Here is a 16,114-nt window from a genome sequence, read left to right on the forward strand (position 1 = left end):
GGCGAGCGCGGTGAACGACCGATCCGAGGACCACCGCGCTCAGGCCGCGGACACCGATCGCTGGCGCGAGGCCGGCGAGCGGATCGACACCCTGCTGGGTGCGATTTCCGCCGCCGGGCCCGTGGCGCGGGAGCGCGCCGAGGAACTGGTCGGTGAGATCGTCGGCCTGTACGGTGCGGGACTCGAGCGGACCATCCGGCAGCTCGATCCCGAGACCGTCGAACGGCTGGCGGCCGACGACCTGGTCGCCAGCCTGCTGCTGGTACACGGACTGCACCCGCACGACACGCTGACCCGCGTGCGTGCGGCGCTGGATGACGTGCGCCCGTACCTGGGCTCGCACGGTGGCGACGTGACGGTGGTGGCGGTGACCGACGGCGTGCTGCGGCTGGCCTTCACCGGTAGCTGCCGCAGTTGCCCGTCCTCCGGGGTGACCCTGGAGCTGGCGGTGGAGGACGCGGTGCGTGCCGCCGCGCCGGAGATCGAGACCATCGAAGTGGTTGCGTCCGAACCGGATTCGAATACCGGCGTGATTCCGGCCGAGTCGCTGCTGGCTCGCGTCCACGCCAACGGCGAGCACGGCGGAACCTGGATCGGGGCGCCCGAGCTGGCACAGCTCGGCGCGGGTGAGGTGGGCGGTTTCGCGTTGGCCGGCGCGGCCGTCGTGGCCTGCCGGGTCGGCGAGGAGCTGTTCGTCTACCGCGATCACTGTCCGTCGTGCGGGAATTCGATGGCGGGAGCGGCGCTGCATCGCCGGGCCGGGTTCGGGGCCGGCGCGGCCGTGCTGCGCTGCCCGGTCTGCCGGGCCCACTTCGACGTCGTGCACGCGGGCGCGCGCCTGGACGGCGACGGTCATCTGGAACCGCTCCCGGTCCTGATCCGTTCGGGCACACCGCAGGTGGCGGTGCCGATGGAGGCGGCCGGATGAATCCCGCCTTCGGCGTGCTGCGCAGGCTCGCGACGTCCCGGCCCGCCCCGGCGCCGGCCGGGGAGCGCTGTGAGATGTGCGGTGAAGCCATCGCCGAGGCGCACAGCCACGTCGTGAATGTCGAAGGCAGACAACTCATGTGCGTCTGCCGAGCCTGCTATCTGCTGTTCACCGACCGCACCGCGAACCTGCGGTATCGCGCGGTCCCGGATCGCTGCCTGGCCTTCCCCGGGGTCAGCATCGGCCCGGGGGAGTGGGACGCGCTCCAGATTCCGGTCGGCCTGGCCTTCTTCTTCCGCAACTCCACGCTCGGACGCACGGTGGCGTTCTATCCCGGCCCGGCCGGCGCCACCGAATCCGAACTGCCGATGGACCAGTGGAGCGCGATCCTGGACCGGCATCCCGAGCTCGCACAGGCCGACGACGATGTCGAGGCGGTACTGATCCACCTGCCCGAGCGCGGCGGCACCCCGACCTGCCTGCTGTTGCCGATCGACGCCTGCTACGAATTCGTCGGGCGGATGCGGTTGCTGTGGCGCGGATTCGACGGCGGGCAGGAAGCCCGGCGCTACATCGAGGAATTCCTCGCCGCCATGACCGCGCGGGCTCGCGTGGTGGGAGGCACGTCGTGAGCCCGGCGTACTCGATCACCTTCGCGGTCCTGGGCATCCGGCCCGAACCGTATGCCGTGACGCCGACCCTGTCGGCGCGGATCGGCATCGCCGCGCTGTCCGAGGAGCCCGTGCACGCCATCGCCTTGCGCGCACAGGTGCGTATCGACCCGAACCGGCGCTCCTACACCGACGAGGAGGCCGCGGGCCTGACCGATCTGTTCGGTCCCCGGGAGCGCTGGTCGGACACCCAACGCTCCTTTCTGTGGATGCATTGCGCGACAATGGTTCCCGGCTTCGCCAGCGGTGGCACCGAGGTGGATCTGCCGATGCTGTGCACCTACGACCTCGAGGTCGCGGGTTCGAAGTACCTGCACGCGCTGCGCGATGGCACGGTACCGCTGTCGTTCCTGTTCAGTGGCACCGTGTTCATCAGGGGCGAAACCGGTTTCGCGGTGCAGCAGGTGCCGTGGGACCGCGACGACCGGTTCAACATGCCGGTGTCGGTGTGGCGGGATCTGATGGCCGCGCACTTCCCGGACACGGGCTGGGTGCGGTTGTCGCGGGAGACCCTGGATGCGCTGTCCGCCTTCAAATCCGGTCGCGGCCTGCTCGGCTACGACCAGGCGGTGCGCGAGTTGCTCGCCGCGGGGGGTGCGTGATGAGCGCCGATGTCGCCGCCCGGGCAGCGGCGCGCGCGGTGGCCGACGCGGTGCTCTACGAGGGGTACCTGCTGTACCCGTACCGGGCGAGCGCCCGGAAGAACGTGTGCCGCTGGCAGTTCGGTGTGCTCGGACCCGAGCGGGCGGACGCCGACGGGCTGGGCGAGGATTCCGAGCTCGCGACGCAGTTCCCGGTCACGGCCGGCGAGCCGGCGCGGATCAGTGTCGCGGTGCGGTTCCTGCACCGGCAGCGGCGCACGGTCCGGAGCCCGGACGGCACCGCCGTCGCGGAACTCCATGCCGCCGGTCGGTCCTGGCTGAGCTGGGACGAGGCCGTCGAACACGAGCACGACATCGGCCCGATGCCGCTGGCGGACGGCGTTTTTCCGTTCACGGTCCCCGCCGCCGCGGAGAGTGCGGCGATCAGTGACGACGCCGGCGGCGTGGTCGGCACGTTGCAGCGCACCCGGGAACCGCTGCGCGGCGAACTCGAACTGTCGGTGGACGACATCGGCGGCTACCGCCGGGTGAGCATCGTCCTGCGCAACACCGGCGCGGCGGCCACCGACCCCGATGACGCGCTGGCCCGCTCGCTGCTGGGCGCGCACCTGATCGTCGAGCTCGACGGCGGGCGGTTCCATTCGCTCACCGATCCGCCTCCCGACGCCGAGGACGTCGTCGGGAGCTGTTGCCACCACCGCTGTTTCCCGGTGCTGGCGGGCCCGCCCGGCCAGGACGAGCTGCTGCTGGTCTCCCCGATCATCCTCTACGACCATCCCGAGATCGCCCCGCAGAGCCAGGGCCCGCTGTTCGACTCCACCGAGATCGACGAGATCCTGGCGCTGCGCGTGCTGACCATGACCGACGACGAGAAGCGCGAGGCCCGCGCCACCGACCCGCTCGCCGCCGAGATCATCGATCGCTGCGAGCGCCTCGACGCCGAGCGAATGGGATCCCTGCACGGAGTGCTGCGGGAGGACCCGTCCCCACGGGTGCTGCCCACGCTGGCCGACGGCGTCGACTGGTGGGATCCGTTGGCCGACAGTGCCGTTGCGCCCGACACCGACGCGGTGGCGGTGGCCGGGGTGCTGGTGCGCAAGGGCAGCCGGGTGCGGTTGCATCCCGGGCGCCGCGCCGACGCGCAGGACCTGTTCTACGCCGGCCGCACCGCCAGGGTGGTCACGGTGCACGAGGACGTGGACGGCGGGGTGCACGTCGGCGTGGTCGCAGAGGACGACCCCGCGGCCGAATTGCACGAATGGTACGGGCGCTACCTGTATTTCGCCCCCGATGAGATCGAGCCGCTGGACGGCTCGCCCGAGTGAAAGGAAGGGCCGGAGATGGCAACGGTAGGAGTGGTCGCGATAGTGATCGTCGCCCTGGCCGCGTTGTTCGCGGTCGCTGTGGGCCTTGTGTCCATCCCCGATATCCGCAGGTACTTCCGGATACGGCACATGTGAGCGGGTGATCGCACGACACGGGTACTGGTCGCCGGGATCGGCAATATGTTCCTCGGCGACGACGGATTCGGATCCGAGGTGGTTCGGCGGCTGCCGCCGGACCGCGACCCCGGCGTGCGCGTCACCGACTACGGCATCCGGGGCCTGCACCTGGCCTACGACCTGCTCGACGGATGGGACGCGCTGGTGCTGGTGGACGCGATCCCCGATCGCGGCGAACCGGGACGCGTGGAGGTCTTCCGTGCCGAATCCGGTGGCGGTGCTGCCGGATTCGATGGGCACGCCATGCACCCGGAGGCCGTCTTCGAGACCGTGCGCGCCCTCGGCGGCGCGGTGCCGCCGACGGTCGTGGTGGGTTGTCAGGTGTGGTCGGTCGACGAGCGTATGGGACTGACCGACGTGGTCGCCGCCGCCGTGCCCGCCGCGGTCGCCGCGGTCGGCGACGTGCTGGCCGAACTACTCGCCCGGCAGGAGGTGTGAGCCGTGTGCCTCGGAATTCCCGGCCTGGTCGTGGAGATTCTCGACGGCTATCACGACCAGATCGCGCTCGTCGACGTTTCCGGTGAGCAGCGGAAGGTGAATGTCGGCCTGCTGGACCAGGATCCGGTCCGGCCCGGTGACTGGGTGATCATTCACATGGGCCTGGCGGTGGAGAAGACCGACGCGGCCGGCGCGGCCGCGGCCCTGGACGGGCTGCGGCTGCTGCGCCAGGGAGACGCGCCATGAGCGCCGCGCGCGGCCGGCGCCGCGTGGTGGTGCGCGGCGTGGTTCAGGGTGTCGGCTTCCGGCCGTTCGTGTACACCACCGCCGCTGAACTGTCGCTGGCCGGCTCGGTGTCCAACGACAGCTGCGGTGTGATCATCGAAATCGAGGGCGCGACAGCGGATCTGGCGGAGTTCGTGCGGCGGATGCGGTCGGATGCGCCGCCGCTGGCGGTCGTCGAATCCGTCGAGTGCCTCGAGATTCCGGTGCGCGGCGGCACCGGCTTCCATATCGCCGCGACCAGCCGGGACGGGACCGGGCGCACACTGGCCTCACCCGATGTGGCGATCTGCGCCGAGTGTGTCGCCGATCTGTGCGATCCGGGCAACCGGCGCTACCGGCACCCCTTCGTGAACTGCACCAACTGCGGTCCCCGGTTCACCATCATCGCGAGCCTGCCCTACGACCGCGAGCGCACCAGCATGGCCGGCTTCCCGATGTGCGCGCGGTGCGCCGGCGAGTACGCCGATCCCGCCGACCGGCGCTTCCACGCGCAGCCCATCGCCTGCCCCGACTGTGGTCCCCGGTTGTCCTACACCGGCCCGGGCGCCGGTGACCCGGTCGCCGCCGCGCGAGAGTTGTTGCGCGCCGGCGGAATTCTCGCCGTCAAGGGCATCGGCGGGTACCACCTGGCCTGCGACGCCGGCAACGAGACGGCAGTCGCCGAGCTGCGCCGGCGGAAACGCCGCGGGGACAAGCCGTTCGCCGTCATGACGGCGGATCTGGATACGGCACGGCGTATCACCGAAATCGACGAGACGGCCGCCCGACTGCTGACCGGGCCCGCCCGGCCCATCGTGCTGCTGCCACGCGCCGCCCGCGCCGCTGGTACCGAAACCGGCAGGCGCGCCCCGGAACTCGCCATCGCGTCGTCGGTCGCCCCGCGCAACCCCGATCTCGGTGTGATGCTCGCCTACACGCCGCTGCATCTGCTGCTCTTCGGCCTGCCCGGCGACCCGCCCGGCCCCCGGGTTCTCGTGATGACCTCGGCGAACCTCGGTGGCGAACCCATCTGTTACGACGATGCCGACGCCCGGACCCGGCTGGCGGGTCTGGCGGACGCCTGGCTCGCGCACGACCGTCCCATCCTGGTGCCCTGTGACGATTCGGTACTGCGGGTGGTCGACGGCATGGAACTGCCATTGCGCCGTTCCCGCGGCTTCGCCCCGCTGCCCCTGGCCCTGCCGCTGCCGGTCCAGCCCACGCTCGCGGTGGGTGCGGATCTCAAGAACACCTGTGCCGTCGGCGACGGGCGCTATGCCTGGCTCAGCCAGCACATCGGCGATATGGACGATCTGGCGACGCTGCGCGCCTTCACCGACGCCGAACGCCATCTCGAGGAGTTGACCGGCGTGCGACCGGTCGTCCTGGCCGCCGACGCCCACCCGCGCTACCGCTCGACCGCGTGGGCCCGGGAACAGGCGGGCGAGCGGCCAGTACGCACCGTGCAGCACCATCACGCGCACATCGCGGCGGTCATGGGTGAACACGGACTCGATCCGGCCGCCGCCGTCCTCGGAATCGCCTTCGACGGCACCGGATTCGGGCCCGACGGCGCGATCTGGGGCGGTGAGGTGCTGGCGGCCGGATACAAGGGCTACCGTCGGCTGGCGCACCTGCGCTACGTACCGCTGGCCGGTGGCGACGTGAGCGTGCGCCGTCCCTACCGCATGGCGCTGGCGCACCTGCGCGCCGCCGGAATCGAATGGACCGAGGATCTTCCCGCGGTGGCCGCGTGCCCGCCCGCCGAGCGCGCCGTGCTCGCCCACCAGCTGGACACCGGATTGGGCAGCGCGCCGACCTCGAGCATGGGCCGGCTGTTCGACGCCGTCGCGGCACTGGCCGGGGTCCGGTTCGAGGTCGACTACGAAGCGCAGGCCGCGATCGAACTGGAATGGCATGCACGCGGGGTGGACCCGGGGTCCGATCGCTACCGGTTCGCGAGGCCGGATCGGGCCGGAGACGGGGACGGTCCGTCGGTGTTCGACGCCGCCCCGGTGATCGGCGCCGTGATCAAGGATGTGCGGGCGGGCATCCCGGTCGGGATCATCGCGGCGCGTTTCCACGACGCGGTCGCGCGGCTGGTCCTGGGCCTCGCGGCCGACTACGCCACCCCAGCCACCCCGGTCGTGCTGACCGGCGGCGTGTTCCAGAACGCGCTGCTGCTGTCGGCCGCGCGTGGACTGCTGGTGGACAACGGTTTTCGAGTCTTGACCGCTCATCGGTTGCCGCCCAACGACGGCGGCCTGGCATTCGGGCAACTACTCGCCGCCGAGGCGGGTTGAGCGAAGGGAGCAGCAAATGTGCCTGGCAGTCCCGGGAAGGGTTCTCAGCCTGCAAGAACGCAATGGCACCTTGATGTCGATCGTGGATTTCGGCGGCGTGCAGAAGGATGTATGCCTGCAATACATCCCCGACGCCGCGGTCGGCGACTACGTCGTGGTCCACGTCGGTTTCGCCATTCAGCGGCTCGACGAGGAATCCGCCCTGCGGACACTCGCCGAGTTCGAGCATCTGGGTGTTCTGAAGGAGGAGTTCGGGAACGGATTCGAGATCGCGGCCGCGCAGGCGGGCCTGGCGAATCCCGAAGCAGTGCAGGAGTCGACAGGACAGGAGTCGGATGAACCGGAGGTGGGGTCGTGAAGTACCTCGATGAATTCAGCAACCCGCAGCTCGCCGGGGTTCTCCTCGAGCGGATCCGGGAAAGCGCAACGCGCCGCTGGGCGATCATGGAAGTGTGTGGCGGGCAGACGCATTCGATCATCCGCCACGGCATCGATCAACTGCTGCCCGAGACGATCGAAATGATCCACGGACCCGGCTGCCCGGTGTGTGTGACCCCGCTCGGCATGATCGACAAGGCCCTCGACATCGCCGCGCAGCCCGGCGTGATCTTCTGCTCGTTCGGCGACATGCTGCGGGTACCGGGCAGCTCCAAGGACCTGTTCCGGGTCAAGAGCGAAGGCGGGGACGTCCGGGTGGTGTACTCGCCGCTCGACGCGCTCGAGCTGGCGCAGGCCAACCCCGATCGGCAGGTGGTGTTCTTCGGCATCGGCTTCGAGACCACCGCGCCCGCCAATGCGATGACCGTCTATCAGGCGAAACGCCTTGGCATACGGAACTTCTCGCTGCTCGTCTCGCACGTGCTGGTGCCGCCCGCCATCGCCGCGATCATGGAATCACCGTCGTGCCGGGTGCAGGCGTTCCTGGCCGCCGGACATGTCTGCACGGTGATGGGTACCCGTGAATACCCGCCGCTCACCGACAAGTACCGGGTGCCGATCGTGGTCACCGGGTTCGAGCCGCTCGACATCCTCGAAGGCATCCGGCGCACCGTCATTCAGCTCGAATCCGGACGCCACGAGGTGGAGAACGCCTACCCGCGAGCCGTCGCCGAGGCGGGCAACCCGGTCGCGAAGGCGATGCTCGAAGACGTCTTCGAGGTCACCGACCGCGCCTGGCGCGGGATCGGCGTCATACCGCGCAGTGGGTGGCGGCTCTCGGAGCGGTATAGCGAGTTCGACGCCGAACAGCGATTCGCCGTCGGCGACCTGCACACCGCCGAGTCCTCGATCTGCCGTTCCGGTGAAGTGCTGCAAGGGCTGATCAAGCCGCACGAGTGCGCGGCCTTCGGGAAGGAGTGCACGCCACGCAACCCCCTCGGAGCCACGATGGTCTCCTCCGAGGGCGCGTGCGCCGCCTACTACCTGTACCGGCGCCTGGACCTGCCCGCGGAGGTGGCACATGCGTGAGGAGATCTCGGCGCCCGTCGACCTGGCGAACTGGGTGTGCCCCATGCCATTACGGGATTCACCCACCATCGTCATGGGGCACGGTGGCGGCGGCGCGATGTCGGGGGAACTGGTCGAGCATCTGTTCCTGCCCGCCTTCGGCGCGGCCGCCGAGGCCGGGATGGGGGACTCGGCGGTGCTCACCGTCGGGGAGTCCAGGCTCGCCTTCAGCACCGACTCCTTCGTGGTCAAACCGATGGTGTTCCCGGGCGGATCGATCGGCGAGCTCGCGGTCAACGGCACGGTCAACGATCTGGCCATGGCCGGTGCGCGACCGCTGGCGCTGTCGACGGCGTTCATCCTCGAAGAGGGCACCGCGCTGGCCGAGATCGCGCAGATCGCCGGGGCGATGGGTACCGCCGCACTCGGCGCGGGCGTCACCCTGGTCACCGGTGACACCAAGGTGGTCGACGCCGGGCACGGCGACCGGGTGTACATCAACACCACGGGTATCGGCGTGATCGACGAGGGCGTGGACATCCGTCCCCAGCGCGCGAGTGTCGGGGACGTGGTGATAGTCAGCGGCGATATCGGCTTGCACGGCGTCGCGGTGCTGAGCTGTCGCGAGGGACTGGAGTTCGGCACCACGGTGTGCAGCGATACCGCACCGCTGCACGGCCTGGTGGCTGCCATGCTCGCCACCGGCGCCGACGTGCACGTGCTGCGCGACCCCACGCGCGGCGGTCTGGCCGCCTCGCTCAACGAGATCGCCCATACGGCGAAAGTCGGTGTGGCACTGGAGGAGAACAACATCCCCATCCCGGCCGAGATCCGCGACGCCTGTGGGCTGCTCGGCCTCGACCCGATGTACGTGGCCAACGAGGGCAAGCTGGTCGCCTTCGTCGCGGCCGAGGACGCGGATCGGGTGCTGGCCGCCATGCACGCCCATCCACTCGGGACGCGGGCCGCTGCCATCGGCGTCTGTGTGTCCGAGCATCCGGGCATGGTGGTGGCCAGGACCGCCCTCGGCGGTACCCGGGTGGTGGATCTGCCGGCCGGCGAACAGTTACCCAGAATCTGCTGAGGCGGAAGGGAATTCGCCCATGGACCCGGTCCACATCGACGGGACCGAGATGTTCGCGCGCTACGCCTACGCGCCGAACGCGCTCGGCTACTGCGGGCCGCCCGATTCCGCCGGGCTGCGTGACGGGTCGAGCGCGGCGGTGCGGGCGACGGCACCGCTGTTCTCCGGGGCATGGCCGTATCTGTGCGTGATGTCCGCGCTCACCGGGATCGCGGATCCACTCGACGCCCGGCTTGTCGAATCCTATTGGCTCGGTGGCGGAATCGGCGCCGCGCTGGATCCGGCCGAGTTCGGCGCGGCCCTGCTCGCGCGCATCGGGCCGGTCGCCGGACAGTACTGGGCGCACCTGAGCGCCCGCCTGGCCGTGGAGGCCGCGCCCAACCACAGCTTCCACGTGCTCGGCGTGTATCCCTGGTCCCGGCTGCTCGATGCGGCGGGTGCAGGCCCGGCCCTGCGGATTCTCGACGACTGCCGGATCACCTGGGCGCGAGTGATCGATCGGAGCGACTCGCAGGTTCTGGTCCGGTCCCGCCGGTTGAGCTGGAATGGCTCGAGCCTGGGCCTGTCCAGGCCCGAGGACCGGACCCTGCCCGTCTGGCACGACGGGTACGCCGCCGTGCCCGACGTCGAGGTCGGCGACATCCTCGCGGTGCACTGGGATCACCTGTGCGGGCGGCTGTCACCCGCCCAGGCTGCCGCGCTCGCTACCACGACCGTGCGCCAGATCAGGGTGACCAACGATCGGCTGGCGTTCGACCGCTCCGCCGCGACGGTGGGTTCGAGGTCGGATGGCTGAATTCCCATCCGGACCTCGACCACGTCGGTTGCCGCCGAAATTCGATGAGTGCCAGCGCATCCGGGACCCGATCAGGACCGGCCTAGGCGCTCGGCCAGGATCGTGGCCCGGGCCAGCTGGACTTTGCGGGCCTGGCCGGAGGCGAAGGCCATCAGTCCGAGCGGGGTGCGTAGCCGGAGTTCGTCCTCGATGCGCGTGCCTTCCGGGCCGTCGGCGAACTCGAAGCGGTAGGCCATGTGAACGCCGCCGGGGCTGTTTACCTCACCCCAGACCGCCTTGCCGGGCGTCCCCTCGAGCGACACCCGGATTCGGTTGTCGTATTTCAGCCCGAGGAGCCGGAACCGTTCGACGGCAACGTACGAGCCTTCCTGGACATCCTCGACCGCCACGACGAGTGGCGACAGGCCGATGTAGTTCTCGGGCCGGATCAGATGCTCGTAGGCCGCTTCCATCGGAGCAGGGACGGTGAACGTGTTACGGAGAATCTTTTCCGGCATTCCCGAACTCTAGCGGTCACGCCGGTATCGGCTCGGCACGACGAGTGACCCGTCACCTGAATGTGTGATGCCTCGGGCCGCGCGAATCGGGCACGCTGTCGTTTCGGCCGCCGGTATGGCCCGGATCAGATGGTGCCTGTGACGAGGAGCGTCTCCATGACCAAGAGCGACGAATCGACGATGACGGTGGATCAGGCGCGGAAGATCTCTGCGCCGCTGTATGCCGCGTTGAACAGGCCGGCCGAGAAGGACGTCGCAGCACTGCTGGCCGAGGCGTGCAACGACGACTACCGGTCGTTCCACACCAACCAGGATTTCCTGACGCGTGACCAGCTGGGTGAGGTGTTCACGCGGATGGGGGAGACCGTCCCGGATCTGGCGTGGGAGGTCGTCGACATCCACGTTGTCGACGACATGATGATCGTGCGCGGCGAGGCGACAGGGACGCCCGTGGCCGAGTTCTGGGGTGCCGCCCCCACCGGAAAGTCCTTCCGCACCATGGCCATCGACGTGTTCACCGTCCGCGGCGGAAAACTCGCCACGGGCTATCACGTCGAGAACTGGGCGACCGCGCTGGAACAACTGCAAGCCTCGTAGCACGTCCTCGGCGAGCAACGGGCACGATCCTGGTGTTCCCGAAGCCGGAGTAGCACTCAGGCCGGCGGGTGAATTTCGGTGACGATGGTGTACAGCTCGATGATGGTGCCGTCCTGGGTGCGAGCGATGTCCATGCCGACGACCACCGGGGACTGCCCTGCGGGACCGTAGTGGAATCCGAGGTGGCCGATGTCGTCGAGTTCGGACGCCGGGCCCGCCGGGCGGAAGACCCAGTCCGGGTTCTCGGCGCGCAGCTCCTCGGCGCGATGCTCGAGTTCCTTGCGCCCGTGCATGATTTGTTCCGCCTCGTGCCAGATCACGTCCGCGGCATAGGTTTCGGCGATGGCCGCGGCACGGCGTGCCGGATCGGGCTCGTTGAAGACATCGAGGAGGTTGCGGCGCATGAGGTCGGCGGGGGAGAGCGTCACGGCAGGTCCTCTCATATGGGTGGACGTTGCGATTCGCGATCGAGTGTGCCCGTACGGGACAATCCCGGGCCGCGGGTGCGAGCTCGGCCAGGGAAGTCTCACTACCCGGTGCGGCGGTGCCGACCGGGAGCTGTTGGCCTGACGCTCGCCGCACGTCGAAGGTCTGGTAGATCATTTTCCGGGCGCTGTTCGAGCCGGGCGTAGCAGTCGGCGCTGACCCCGGTGAGTCCGGCGGCCTCTTCCGCGCGGAAACTGGCCCAGTTCGTTGCCGGTCATCATCACAGCCTACGTACCGGACCGATCGGATCGGTCGCGACACCACGCCGTGGTTTCGGATCAAGGTCAACGAAATCGCCAGAATTATCCAGTGAGGGATTACCAACCGACCGAATCCTCACTGCCACAACGGAAATCGCCGCTCTTATGGCCTGGCGCCATCGACATTGAACACAGCAATCACGTAAACGAGCCAGCACAATATGGGGGCGGCGGGGTTGCTCGTAAGCTCGCAGCCGACACCGGGACTCAGAGCGCTCGCCAGGTCCAGGGCTTCGGCACCAGTCCACGGAGGCACGCGATGCGGTGCTCGGCTTCTATCGCGGCTGCTTGCCTCGTATCCGATCGGCCGAGCGCAAAACCGACCCATCGGAGCTCCTGGATATCGGCAAGTACCCGATAGCCCGGCCATCGGGTCACGTCGTAGCCGCCGTAGGCGTTGACAAAGCTCTGATACTGGCCGGCGGTGATCCGTCGGAAGTCGGTGTGGTCGACCGCCAGTTGAATGAGATCCCATTCGCGCCAGCCCAGGGACACCTTGTCGAGATCGAGCACAGTGGGATCACCGGAGTGCGGGACCACGAGATTTCCTTGCCAGGCGTCGCCGTGTATGACGCAAGGCGGCGACGGATCGTCCAGTTCGTCGTACTGCTGGCGTAGCCGCGCATACTGCTCCAAAAGCCACGAGCGGTCGGCTTCCTCGATCGTGGTTGCGGACTCGATGCGTTCCGGCAGTCGATCGAATGGCGCGTAGCTCGGCAGCTGGAACTCGGTCGGGGGCGTCAACGCGTGCAACTGGCGGAGCATCGTGCCCAGCTCTTCAGGTGTGGACGGCCTGTGGTCGGGGATCAGTGTCCACCAGGTTACGGGCCGTTCGTCCACCACCGTGGGCTGTGGAATCGAGTTCACCGCTCGCACTGTCGTGATGCCATTTCGGTTGAGCCACTGGGAGATAGACAGTTCTCGTTGTGCCGTCCTGTAGCTGTGCGGCTCGCCGATCCGTGCCACGATCCCGTTGGGCAACTCGAAGATCGCATGCGAGCCATCGCGGATTGTCACCGGGCCGTGCGCATCGACGTTGCCGAGTTTCGCCGCCCGGGACAGCACCTCGGCGGCGGTGATCTGCGGTCCAGGTCGGTTCACGAGGACACCTCGAACGCCTCGCGCTCGTCGGTGAGCACGCCGTACAGCCCATACACCTCGGGGATGCCAAGGTGCTTGATCGACGCACGAGTCAGCACTTGCAATTCGTCGCGAATACGTTGGGAATGAAGCTCTTTCGCTTTTCGCGCGGCTTGTAATCCGAGCTCGGCTGCTTCCTGGGGGTCGCCTATCCGCATGGTCAGCGTGGCCAGTCGCGTCAGCGAGAAAGTTCGTGACCGAGGATAGCTCTGGCCTTGTCGCCGGATGGCTTGGCCAATCCGTGGTGCGGCCAAATCCATTTGATTTCGGGCCAACGCGACCGGTATGAGGGCCTTGCCGGTGCTGCCCAAGTGCTCGGCTTCGTCGTAGTAGCACATCCACGGCGCATCTTCGCCGGGCACGCTGTCGGCGAAGTAATCGTCTGAGCGCGCGACCTCGTTCAACGTCTCGTCGGTGCGACCGAGGGCGGCGAGGAACTGTGCGCGTAGCGCGCTGAGCATGGCGCGGGTGGTGGCAGAAAGCCGGTCGGACCGAACTTGGGCGAGTTCGATCAATGACAGGGCGTTGTCGGCGCCGCTGGTGTAAGCCGTCATTCGGGCCATGTCGGCGAGCGTGCTCGCGCGTAGTTCCCACGATCCGGCGGAGTCTGCGCACCAGAGGGCGAATCGGGAGTGTCGCTCTGCGGTGGTGAAGTCGGCGATATCGAAGGCGGCAAAGGCTGCGACGCCGCTCAGGTTGCCAACGGCCTCGAACAGTGCTCGGCGCGTTTCGGGTGCGGTCTTTCCTCGCACGAGCGGTGCGAACGAGTAAAGCTGTTGGCTGGCAGCGGTATTGGCCGATCCGCCGCCATGAAGGTTTTCCGTGGTTGCGGCGTGGCGGGCGGCTTCTTTCACTCGCTCGACATCGGACCATGCGACGCTTTCGGCGTACCGGGTATCAGGTGCGTAGCCGGCGGGCACGGACTCCAGGTTGAATGGGCTGAACACGTTGGCGGCGAGCGATTTGCCGGGTTCATCAGCGCTGGTGAGCGAGCTCGCGCCAGCACGCCGCCTCTCTCGTCGATCGCCGTCCGCCTGGGCGCGAAGGGTGACAAGCGCTCCGTTTGCCTCGAGGGCGTTGTCGATCGCGGCAACAAGCTCAGGCGAGGGAAGATTGGAATCTTCCCACTCGGTCATGGTGACGTACTGGCGCGAATAGCCGATCTTGGATGCCAGTACGCGCTGAGAGATGCCCGCCTCTTGTCGGAGGCGTTTGATTTCGCGCGCCAGATCGTCGGCAACCGATGGCGGTTGCCGATCGGGTTCGGTCGCCGGGTCACCCTCACCCCTGGTCATGGGTTCATTCTGGTCTACCGAGCAGGTATGGCAAGTCGGCTTTCGTAGCGACTCGCCATCTTTCTTGCCTGGCGAGTGCCGCGGTTTCCTCGTTGTGGACGACGCCGCGAATTGCGCGGCTCACACCCGGGCGATGAGGGAGCGCTGATGCACCGAGGTGGCAGGGTCTTCAGGTTCCCCGGGGGTGTGTTGGAACTTCAGGCCATCGGGGACGAGTCCGAGGACTGTCCGGGGTTCTACCTGGATTTTCTCGAGTTCAACGAGGGTGTCGGCGAGCACGAGTTATCGCTGGAAAGGTCAGACATGCGTTACAAGCCAACGTGTTTGGGCTACCTTCGGACTGACGTGTCCGGGGTGGCGCAGCTGTGGGACCAGAGCCAAATCCGCAAGCTCGCAACACGTCTGGGCTACGACTTCGCCGACATGGTGATCTATGACCCGAAGTTCGGCCGTCCCCCGTTGGCTCGACTGAAGGCGCAAGCGACCCGTTTGGATGTCGAAGCGGTCATTGTCCCTGGTCCTGAGCACTTCGAGGGCGGGGAGGTACCCGGGACGCTGGTCGAGCAACTCGACGTGATCACCGTGAACCCCGAAGAGACATACGCCCGACGACCGATGCCACCCCTTCGGGATCTCCCGTCTGCACGTACGGATGGGGCATGACGGGGAACACCGGTCGATGCGCTGGACCGAGTTGTTCGTGGCGATCGTGGCCGCCTTCGCGACATCCGTTGTGGTTATGGCGGGATCGGTGCTCGCGGTCGCGCGGTTCGTATTCAACTTCACGCCAACCGAACTCGTCGCCGATGGGGATACATCCGTAGTCCGTGCCGTGGCTTGCCGAATCTCCCTCTGCAGGATCGAGAGCGGCGTGCATGCGCGCGCCGCTCGGGGTGCCCCGTCCTCGCTTCGCTTTCGTGCCCGTCGAGTCAGGGTGAAGCCTCAGATGCCGGAGGAACCGGGGAGGAGATCCACGCTGCCGGATTCGAGCGGATTCGAGCTGCCGGAACCGATGCCGCCTCCACAGCCGGGCTGTGAGGGCGGTTGTGCGGGGGTGGATCCCAGTGGCGCGGCGACCACGGTTACCGGGGTGGAGGCGGTTTTGAAGGCCTGCTCCACGCTGAGGTTGTGTGTTCCGGCGGTAGTCGGCACCCAGAAGACCGATGTGTGGTAGCCGATTCCCGCGTGGCCGAAGGTCGACGGCGACGGGGCGCTCGCAATGCACTGGCCGTTGTCGTAGAAATTCACGGTGGGTTTGGAGATCAGGTAGACGTTGGCCTCCGACACGATCTGGTAGGTGTGGCCCACGACGATCGACGATGCCGGCCCGCACGTGCTCGCGCTCGTGCCCGTGCACTCGTTGACCGTGATGGGTCCGAGGTCGGCGGAGGCGGAGGGAGCGGACAATGTGGCGATGGTCGCAGCCAGTGCCACAGTGGTTGTGCCCCAGGCTATTCGGTGCAGGGGGCGGTCGGTGATAGGCATGTGTGAAGTCCTCGTTCGTACCCTTGGTATGGGGTCGACAGAATCTAACGTTCATCAATTGTGAAAGCTGTCAATTTCAGAAAGTTCATGTGCCCCAACTTCCTTGGGCGGAATCTCCGGGGTCAGACCGAAGGTGAACAGCACCTTCGGTGCTGTGCGGCCAACCTCGGCGGTACCCCAGTTCCATGCGGCTGCCGCGGCAATGAGGGCTTTGCAACGGAATAGTGCTGGCCCCCACCGCAATCCAGGCTGCCTGTTAACGAGTGTGTTTCCGAGATGTGGTCCCGGTGAGTACGGCGATCTCTTCCACACGGGAACTC

The 16,114-nt window shown here is 67.9% G+C and carries 19 protein-coding genes; 14 read left to right on the plus strand and 5 right to left on the minus strand.

Going from position 1 to position 16,114, the window contains the following annotated elements; genetic code table 11:
- Positions 1-10 precede the first annotated feature (10 nt).
- From ACFXKA_RS33865 to ACFXKA_RS33920, 12 genes are read left to right on the plus strand one after another with little or no spacing between them, the layout of a single operon-like run.
- Positions 11-928, plus strand: a complete 918-nt coding sequence (locus ACFXKA_RS33865) for a NifU family protein (protein WP_379430412.1) — start codon at positions 11-13, stop codon at positions 926-928.
- Positions 925-1,560 carry a DUF5947 family protein gene (locus ACFXKA_RS33870; protein ID WP_354844177.1) on the plus strand — a complete coding sequence of 212 codons (636 nt, stop codon included), beginning with the start codon at positions 925-927 and terminating at the stop codon, positions 1,558-1,560. The genes ACFXKA_RS33865 and ACFXKA_RS33870 overlap by 4 nt, the downstream gene beginning before the upstream one ends.
- The gene (locus tag ACFXKA_RS33875) at positions 1,557-2,201 is read left to right on the plus strand and encodes a DUF6084 family protein (RefSeq protein WP_379430413.1); all 645 of its coding nucleotides are present in this window, start codon (positions 1,557-1,559) and stop codon (positions 2,199-2,201) included. The genes ACFXKA_RS33870 and ACFXKA_RS33875 overlap by 4 nt, the downstream gene beginning before the upstream one ends.
- Positions 2,201-3,526: a hypothetical protein gene (locus ACFXKA_RS33880; RefSeq protein WP_379430414.1), complete on the plus strand. Its 1,326-nt coding sequence runs from the start codon at positions 2,201-2,203 to the stop codon at positions 3,524-3,526. The genes ACFXKA_RS33875 and ACFXKA_RS33880 overlap by 1 nt, the downstream gene beginning before the upstream one ends.
- 15 nt (positions 3,527-3,541) lie before the next feature.
- A complete protein-coding gene (locus ACFXKA_RS33885; protein WP_379388039.1) occupies positions 3,542-3,661 on the plus strand; it encodes a DUF6893 family small protein in 120 nt (39 codons plus the stop codon).
- Between the two features lie 24 nt (positions 3,662-3,685).
- Positions 3,686-4,141, plus strand: a complete 456-nt coding sequence (locus tag ACFXKA_RS33890) for a hydrogenase maturation protease (RefSeq protein ID WP_379430471.1) — start codon at positions 3,686-3,688, stop codon at positions 4,139-4,141.
- A gap of 3 nt (positions 4,142-4,144) precedes the next feature.
- Entirely contained in the window at positions 4,145-4,387 is a 243-nt protein-coding gene (locus ACFXKA_RS33895) for a HypC/HybG/HupF family hydrogenase formation chaperone (protein ID WP_354844185.1), read from the plus strand.
- Positions 4,384-6,708: a carbamoyltransferase HypF gene (gene hypF / locus ACFXKA_RS33900; protein ID WP_379430415.1), complete on the plus strand. Its 2,325-nt coding sequence runs from the start codon at positions 4,384-4,386 to the stop codon at positions 6,706-6,708. The genes ACFXKA_RS33895 and hypF overlap by 4 nt, the downstream gene beginning before the upstream one ends.
- A 16-nt stretch (positions 6,709-6,724) precedes the next feature.
- Entirely contained in the window at positions 6,725-7,066 is a 342-nt protein-coding gene (locus ACFXKA_RS33905; RefSeq protein ID WP_354844191.1) for a HypC/HybG/HupF family hydrogenase formation chaperone, read from the plus strand.
- Complete coding sequence (gene hypD / locus ACFXKA_RS33910; protein WP_379430416.1) at positions 7,063-8,175, plus strand: hydrogenase formation protein HypD; 1,113 nt, start codon at positions 7,063-7,065, stop codon at positions 8,173-8,175. Before ACFXKA_RS33905 ends, hypD begins: the two co-directional genes overlap by 4 nt.
- On the plus strand, positions 8,168-9,238 hold the full coding sequence (hypE, locus tag ACFXKA_RS33915) for a hydrogenase expression/formation protein HypE (protein WP_354844197.1): 1,071 nt from the start codon (positions 8,168-8,170) through the stop codon (positions 9,236-9,238). The genes hypD and hypE overlap by 8 nt, the downstream gene beginning before the upstream one ends.
- 19 nt (positions 9,239-9,257) lie before the next feature.
- Entirely contained in the window at positions 9,258-10,034 is a 777-nt protein-coding gene (locus ACFXKA_RS33920; RefSeq protein WP_379430417.1) for a DUF6390 family protein, read from the plus strand.
- Positions 10,035-10,105: 71 nt separating this feature from the next.
- On the opposite strand, the gene ACFXKA_RS33925 is transcribed toward ACFXKA_RS33920, so the two are convergent.
- Positions 10,106-10,531, minus strand: coding sequence for an SRPBCC family protein (locus ACFXKA_RS33925; RefSeq protein WP_379430418.1), 426 nt, complete (start codon positions 10,529-10,531; stop codon positions 10,106-10,108).
- A 156-nt stretch (positions 10,532-10,687) separates the two neighbouring features.
- On the opposite strand from ACFXKA_RS33925, the gene ACFXKA_RS33930 reads away from it, so the two are divergent.
- Complete coding sequence (locus ACFXKA_RS33930) at positions 10,688-11,128, plus strand: ester cyclase (protein ID WP_379430419.1); 441 nt, start codon at positions 10,688-10,690, stop codon at positions 11,126-11,128.
- A 56-nt stretch (positions 11,129-11,184) separates the two neighbouring features.
- Here the strand turns inward: ACFXKA_RS33930 and ACFXKA_RS33935 are convergent, their stop codons facing one another.
- The 3 genes from ACFXKA_RS33935 to ACFXKA_RS33945 all read right to left on the minus strand — a co-directional run bounded on the left by ACFXKA_RS33935 (position 11,185) and on the right by ACFXKA_RS33945 (position 14,309).
- Complete coding sequence (locus ACFXKA_RS33935) at positions 11,185-11,556, minus strand: nuclear transport factor 2 family protein (RefSeq protein WP_379430420.1); 372 nt, start codon at positions 11,554-11,556, stop codon at positions 11,185-11,187.
- Positions 11,557-12,081: 525 nt separating this feature from the next.
- The gene (locus tag ACFXKA_RS33940; protein WP_379430421.1) at positions 12,082-12,975 is read right to left on the minus strand and encodes a phosphotransferase enzyme family protein; all 894 of its coding nucleotides are present in this window, start codon (positions 12,973-12,975) and stop codon (positions 12,082-12,084) included.
- Positions 12,972-14,309 (minus strand): helix-turn-helix transcriptional regulator, encoded by a 1,338-nt coding sequence (locus ACFXKA_RS33945; protein WP_379430422.1) that lies wholly within the window; start codon positions 14,307-14,309, stop codon positions 12,972-12,974. The genes ACFXKA_RS33940 and ACFXKA_RS33945 overlap by 4 nt, the downstream gene beginning before the upstream one ends.
- A 186-nt stretch (positions 14,310-14,495) precedes the next feature.
- Here ACFXKA_RS33945 and ACFXKA_RS33950 point away from each other — a divergent pair, with 186 nt between their 5' ends.
- Positions 14,496-14,972 (plus strand): hypothetical protein, encoded by a 477-nt coding sequence (locus ACFXKA_RS33950; RefSeq protein ID WP_379430423.1) that lies wholly within the window; start codon positions 14,496-14,498, stop codon positions 14,970-14,972.
- Positions 14,973-15,251: 279 nt separating this feature from the next.
- Here ACFXKA_RS33950 and ACFXKA_RS33955 read toward each other — a convergent pair whose 3' ends face one another.
- Positions 15,252-15,794 carry a hypothetical protein gene (locus ACFXKA_RS33955; protein WP_379430424.1) on the minus strand — a complete coding sequence of 181 codons (543 nt, stop codon included), beginning with the start codon at positions 15,792-15,794 and terminating at the stop codon, positions 15,252-15,254.
- Positions 15,795-16,114: the final 320 nt, after the last annotated feature.

It is taken from the genome of Nocardia sp. NPDC059228, assembly GCF_042754245.1.
GTDB lineage: Bacteria > Actinomycetota > Actinomycetes > Mycobacteriales > Mycobacteriaceae > Nocardia.

Excerpts from the sequence above, each read along its gene's own strand:
- hypE (WP_354844197.1), top strand. The coding sequence starts at position 8,168 with ATGCGTGAGGAGATCTCGGCGCCCGTCGACCTGGCGAACTGGGTGTGC.
- ACFXKA_RS33925 (WP_379430418.1), bottom strand. The coding sequence starts at position 10,531 with ATGCCGGAAAAGATTCTCCGTAACACGTTCACCGTCCCTGCTCCGATG.
- ACFXKA_RS33880 (WP_379430414.1), top strand. The coding sequence starts at position 2,201 with ATGAGCGCCGATGTCGCCGCCCGGGCAGCGGCGCGCGCGGTGGCCGAC.
- ACFXKA_RS33920 (WP_379430417.1), top strand. The coding sequence starts at position 9,258 with ATGGACCCGGTCCACATCGACGGGACCGAGATGTTCGCGCGCTACGCC.
- ACFXKA_RS33885 (WP_379388039.1), top strand. The coding sequence starts at position 3,542 with ATGGCAACGGTAGGAGTGGTCGCGATAGTGATCGTCGCCCTGGCCGCG.
- ACFXKA_RS33955 (WP_379430424.1), bottom strand. The coding sequence starts at position 15,794 with ATGCCTATCACCGACCGCCCCCTGCACCGAATAGCCTGGGGCACAACC.
- ACFXKA_RS33905 (WP_354844191.1), top strand. The coding sequence starts at position 6,725 with ATGTGCCTGGCAGTCCCGGGAAGGGTTCTCAGCCTGCAAGAACGCAAT.
- ACFXKA_RS33930 (WP_379430419.1), top strand. The coding sequence starts at position 10,688 with ATGACCAAGAGCGACGAATCGACGATGACGGTGGATCAGGCGCGGAAG.
- ACFXKA_RS33945 (WP_379430422.1), bottom strand. The coding sequence starts at position 14,309 with ATGACCAGGGGTGAGGGTGACCCGGCGACCGAACCCGATCGGCAACCG.
- hypF (WP_379430415.1), top strand. The coding sequence starts at position 4,384 with ATGAGCGCCGCGCGCGGCCGGCGCCGCGTGGTGGTGCGCGGCGTGGTT.
- ACFXKA_RS33870 (WP_354844177.1), top strand. The coding sequence starts at position 925 with ATGAATCCCGCCTTCGGCGTGCTGCGCAGGCTCGCGACGTCCCGGCCC.